Annotated in this window: 2 protein-coding genes; both read left to right on the forward strand. The window is 32.4% G+C overall.

Annotation, left to right across the window (positions count from 1 at the left end; all coding sequences use genetic code 11):
- The first annotated feature begins 329 nt into the window (after positions 1-329).
- Entirely contained in the window at positions 330-1,013 is a 684-nt protein-coding gene (locus C3E89_RS10545; protein ID WP_236912835.1) for a Crp/Fnr family transcriptional regulator, read from the forward strand.
- A gap of 87 nt (positions 1,014-1,100) precedes the next feature.
- On the forward strand, positions 1,101-1,575 hold a 475-nt coding region (locus tag C3E89_RS10550; protein WP_236912837.1), incomplete at its 3' end, for an MBL fold metallo-hydrolase.

A 1,575-nucleotide genomic window follows, 5' to 3' on the forward strand; every position in this document is an offset into this window, starting at 1 on the left:
GAGACTTATACGTGTTAATTAGATATTTTGCTGTAAGGAGTAAAGATGGAGAATATTTAGGGACCTTAGAATTTACACAAAACATAGCTCCAATCAAAGAGATTGAAGGAGAAAAGAGATTGTTATCGGAATAAGAAACATTCTATATAATGGACTAGGGCAGGAAATATAATATTTCTTGCCCTTGCCTTCTTGATCCGCCCCATAATCAAATAGGTATAGGACAAGCACAAAATATGGATTTCTTTTGTGAAAGTTATGAGGATTATAGATTATTATTGGGTAATATAATAAATATAGAATTTACATAATTGGAATGGGGTGTTTATATGAGTTGTGGTTGTGAATGTAACAAAAAAGACAAAACCTGTATTGAAATAGTACCAATATTTAATACATTAACCTATGATGAAATGATGGAAGTAGCTAGGATTACAGTAGCTAGAAGTTATAAAAAAGGTGAAATGGTCTACATGGCTGGAGATAGAGGGGAAAAATTATTCGTAATCCATAAGGGAAAAGTTAAGATATCTAGGCTTTCCCATACAGGAAAAGAACAGGTTATTAGAATATTGGGACCAGGTGATTTTATGGGAGAATTATCCCTATTCGTACATGGACCATTGACGGATAATGCAGAAGTACTAGAAGATACAACGGTATGTATAATAGATGGTGAAAAGTTAAAAAACCTAATGGCTAAATATCCTACTATAGCCTTTAAGGTTTTAGAAGAATTAAGCTCTAGATTAGAAAGAGCAGAAAACTTAATAGAACATTTAGGAGTTCATGACGTGGAAACTAGAATTATTGAAATGTTATTGGATCTAGCCAATGATGAGGGGGAAGTAGTTCTTAATATGAGCAAAGGGGATTTAGCCTCCCATATTGGTATGAGCCAGGAAACTTTAAGTAGAAAATTGTCCTATTTTCAAGATATGGGTTGGATAAAACAGATAGGACATAGAAGAATTGTTATATTAGATGAGGAAAATTTAAGGAATTTAATTTAGGTAGTTTGACTAAGTGGTTTGGTCTTGTATTTTAGAACATAATTAATATGAGTATCCATTAAAAAATAATTTTTAGGAGGTTTTAATATGGCTATTAAAATGACTGATAAGGTAACTTGGGTAGGGAAGATCGATTGGGAATTAAGACGTTTTCATGGTGATGAATATTCTACTCATAGGGGTTCATCCTATAATTCTTATCTAATAAGAGATGAAAAGACAGTACTTATTGATACAGTATGGGAACCCTTTGCAGAAGAATTTGTTGAAAACCTTAAGAAGGAAATAGATTTAAATGAAATAGATTACATAGTAGCTAATCATGCTGAAATAGACCATAGTGGCGCTTTACCTTTGTTATTGAAGGAAATACCCCATGTGCCAGTTTACTGTAGTTCTAATGGGGCTAAAATATTAAAGGCACATTTTCATGAAGATTGGAATTTTGTAGAGGTAAAGACAGGAGATGAATTGGAGATTGGAGAAAACAATAAATTAATATTTATTGAAGCTCGAATGTTACATTGGCCAGATAGTATGTTTACCTATATGACTGGAGAAA

It is taken from the genome of Clostridium sp. Cult1, from assembly GCF_021655095.1.
Classification (GTDB): domain Bacteria; phylum Bacillota; class Clostridia; order Tissierellales; family Tepidimicrobiaceae; genus Schnuerera.

Coding starts and splice junctions, on each gene's coding strand:
- C3E89_RS10545 (WP_236912835.1), top strand. CDS start 330: ATGAGTTGTGGTTGTGAATGTAACAAAAAAGACAAAACCTGTATTGAA.